The organism is Methanobrevibacter sp. (assembly GCF_036307625.1).
Lineage (GTDB): Archaea > Methanobacteriota > Methanobacteria > Methanobacteriales > Methanobacteriaceae > Methanocatella.
On sequence record NZ_JAXJXF010000098.1, the window covers coordinates 1 to 3,689 of the forward strand.

Genomic DNA, 3,689 nt, shown 5'->3' on the forward strand with positions numbered 1-3,689 from the left:
AAAACAAGGATTAACAGATTTAATCGATGAAACAATGAACCTCTGGAACAGGGGGGATAGCACGGTAATCCTACTCTCGTGGGAGAGTATCAGCCCGTGAAGTAAGAATCCTCGACTTCTCCAAAGTCGAGGTAGTTCAATAAAAAGACAATTAAAAATTTAATAACTTATTTTTAAAAAATAGACAATAATCAATCGTTTAATTAAAATAATTAAATGAAAAATAAAAAAGTTAAGGAAATTATTCCTTAGGATACATCAATGGATGATTTTCACACATTGGATTTTTTATAATATTTCTTTTCAAATGATATTTCAAGAAGTAAAGCATCCACTGGTTGGACAATTCCCTTAAAGATGCATCATCCAATTTTTCATGATTTGTGAAAAAATCAAGTTGATTTCCGCCAACTGCAATAGCTATATCTCTTGTTTTTATTAACATGAAAAAATCATTTCTGATATTGTGAATATTGAAGTCTTCTACAACAGATATGGTTTTCTCTTTTTTATAATCATAGAAGAAATTATTAAGATACTCGAAGTCAACAAATCTTATATCCTCAACATCAATCAAAACATCTTCCCTTAAAAGCTGATTTTTAAAATTGTATTTAGATAAAAACTCAATATCCCAGATATTATTATAAAACACTGTGAAAAAAGAATCAAGTGCAAAACGAACTGTAAGAGTGAAATCTTCAGTTTCTTTAGGAACTCCAAGTTCAACATCCTGAAAATCTATATAAATTGAATCTTGAGATATTTCAATTGAAGTCAATTTACCTGAATTAATAATTACATCTCTAATTAATTTAAGTGATCTTCCGTTCATTTTTACCCCTTTGTAAAATTATCATAAGCTCCTTCAATTTCAAACTCTTTTTCATCATCATAAGATTTATCCCACTCGAAGGGATTAATTTCAATCTGATTATTAATTGTTCCATCCCAATTAATTTCAAAATTTTCAGATTTCAGAAAATTGCAAACAATTTTGCCAATTTCTAAAGCTTTATTCTCATCATTTTCAAAATCCCCAAAAGTGATTTTTAATTTGCTTTCTAAGATAGCCTCTTCGACATCTTCAAAAGTATAAAAGCAAAATCCTTCCGGAGAATAATTATTATTTTTTAGATGGACAAATAATTCAAAGGCATCATTTACGCCTTCTTCAATATCATAACCACAATTATGAATAGCCACAATATTTTCATTAACTAATAAGTTAAAAACATTATCCAACCTATTGAAATTAACATTGTCAAATTCATTCAAAGAAATATTAAATTGAGAAAAATCAACATTTTCCTCAATGAATTCATCCTCCAATATTTCTATGATTTCATCATTATTGAAAAAACCAGATTTAGAGAGTGCATTAATCATATATTCGATTTCTTCAACTAAATCCGGATTCATGATTTCATCTTTCATCGTCACCAAAGATTAAAATACGGGTTACATTACCTCTTTCGGTAAATCCAACCATCACACGACTTTCACCGATTTTAGCCAATGCAAAGTCATCATGAGGTTTATAACCATATCCTTTAAGTTTAGTGTATGCTTCAAAAGCAATCCTAGGGTATATATTGAAATTCTTTTGGAAAGTTAAATAAGTATCCCTAAATTTTACAACGGAATTATTCTCTTTGATTAAATCAGATTTGATAACTACAAATATGTCAATTCCATCTTCAGAAACTGCATAATAAGCATCATAATCAAATATAGCTGTTGAAGTCATTGCTAAAGAATGGCAATCATTATAGTCAGAGTGAATATCTGGAGAATTAAATTCATTTATTTCAAACTCATCACCAATATCTTTGATTTGCTTTGATAGTTTAATTAAATTCTCTCCAAATATATCTTCATTATCCCAAGCCCAAGACCATTGCTCTAAATCCTGAGAATAAAATCCTAAGATTTGCACAGGAAGTGAAATATCATCAAAAGAGATTATTCCCTTTTCAATATCCAAATCACCAACTGTTTCACCAATTAATTCTGAAAGATTTTCTTGTTTGTCAAGAGCCAAAGCCCCATATTTAGACAGTACTGTTTTAAATGAATCTCCTTCTTCAATAGCTATTGGTTTTTCAATTACTTTCAATATTAACACCTAAAATTCTAATTTTGAAATTCTATCCATTGCCTCTTTAGTATTTTCCAATGTATTAAATGCAGTCAATCTCAAGTATCCTTCACCACTAGGGCCGAACCCTGAACCTGGAGTTCCAATTACATTAGCTTCGTTTAACAATAAATCAAAGAAGTCCCAGGAATCCATATTATTAGGGGTTTTTACCCAGATATATGGAGAACTTACTCCACCATAAACATCAAGACCAATGTCTGTTAGGCTTTCTCTTATAATTTTAGCGTTTTCCATATAATATTCAATAATTTCTTCAATTTGTTTTTGACCTTCAGGAGAGAAAGTTGCTTCGGCAGCTTTTTGAACAGGATATGAAGCACCATTGAATTTTGTGGTTTGTCTTCTGTTCCATAATGGATTAATTTCTACTTCATTACCTTCAGAGTCATATCCTTTCAATTCTTTAGGAACAACTGTGTAGGCACAACGAGTTCCAGTGAATCCTGCAGTTTTAGAGAAACTCTTGAATTCAATAGCTACTTCTTTTGCACCTTCAATCTCATAAATGGAGTGAGGAACATCATCTTCAGTAATGAATGCCACATAAGCTGCATCAAATAATATAATTGCTTTGTTTTCTTTTGCATAATCAATAAATACTTTTAATTGGTCTTTTGTAAGAGTAGTACCAGTCGGATTATTAGGATAACATAAATAAATGATATCTACAGGTTCTGATGGAAGTTCTGGAACAAATCCATTTTCCGCATTACATTTAATGTAGGTTAATCCTTCATACATTCCATCATCTTTCATTTCGCCGGTTCTTCCGGCCATTACATTGGTATCCACATATACAGTATAAACAGGGTCAGTTACAGCAATTTTATTATCAATGCCGAAGATATCTTGAATATTTGCTGTGTCACTTTTAGCACCGTCACTGATAAATACTTCAGATGTATCTAAATCGATTCCATACTTATTGTAATCATTTTCAATTATAGCTTTAGCTAAAAATTCATAACCTTGTTCAGGTCCGTAACCCATAAATGTTTCAGCATCAGCAAGTTCATCAACAGCAGCATGGAATGCTTCAATAACTGCAGGAACTAATGGCTTAGTTACATCCCCAATACCCATTTTAATAATGTCTGCATCAGGATTTGCTTTTCTAAATTCAGTTTCTCTTCTTGCAACTTCTACAAAAAGATAGCTACTTTTCAATTTAAGATAATTCTCATTAATTTTAACAACCATGATAAATCCTCAAAAATATTAATCTAATATATATTTTATTTTTGCAATATATAAAATGAATGATTAATTAAGACTCTTTCAAAAACTTTGTTGATTTTCAAAATCCTTTTTGCGATTGTCATTCCAAATGAGATCTCTGCGATAGATTCGTTTTAAAACGCCTCGTTTGGTCTTGAATGTTCGTTTTCTTGATTTTAGCATTGTTTTTTGAAATGCATTTTCAATTGATCAAATACAAAGCCGAAATATACGGAAAAACACTAAGACAAATAAGCAGATGGTACCCATCAAGCAAAATATGCAGCAACTGCGGACACTACAACAA

General features: G+C 30.6%; 4 protein-coding genes. All 4 read right to left on the minus strand.

The window, feature by feature from the left end:
* Positions 1-241: 241 nt before the first annotated feature.
* Genes UIB65_RS06130 through UIB65_RS06145 form a run of 4 tightly spaced genes read right to left on the minus strand, consistent with a single transcriptional unit; the run spans position 242 to position 3,364 of the window.
* Positions 242-835, minus strand: a complete 594-nt coding sequence (locus UIB65_RS06130; RefSeq protein WP_330040280.1) for a hypothetical protein — start codon at positions 833-835, stop codon at positions 242-244.
* 2 nt (positions 836-837) lie between these two features.
* Complete coding sequence (locus UIB65_RS06135; protein WP_330040281.1) at positions 838-1,437, minus strand: hypothetical protein; 600 nt, start codon at positions 1,435-1,437, stop codon at positions 838-840.
* Positions 1,427-2,128 (minus strand): DUF6882 domain-containing protein, encoded by a 702-nt coding sequence (locus UIB65_RS06140; protein ID WP_330040282.1) that lies wholly within the window; start codon positions 2,126-2,128, stop codon positions 1,427-1,429. The genes UIB65_RS06135 and UIB65_RS06140 overlap by 11 nt, the downstream gene beginning before the upstream one ends.
* Positions 2,129-3,364, minus strand: coding sequence for an LL-diaminopimelate aminotransferase (locus UIB65_RS06145; protein ID WP_330040283.1), 1,236 nt, complete (start codon positions 3,362-3,364; stop codon positions 2,129-2,131). It abuts the gene before it with no gap.
* Positions 3,365-3,689 lie beyond the last annotated feature (325 nt).

Bases quoted from the DNA above. Each gene is read 5' to 3' on its own strand.
- UIB65_RS06145 (WP_330040283.1), bottom strand. From the start codon at position 3,364: ATGGTTGTTAAAATTAATGAGAATTATCTTAAATTGAAAAGTAGCTAT.
- UIB65_RS06135 (WP_330040281.1), bottom strand. From the start codon at position 1,437: ATGAAAGATGAAATCATGAATCCGGATTTAGTTGAAGAAATCGAATAT.
- UIB65_RS06130 (WP_330040280.1), bottom strand. From the start codon at position 835: ATGAACGGAAGATCACTTAAATTAATTAGAGATGTAATTATTAATTCA.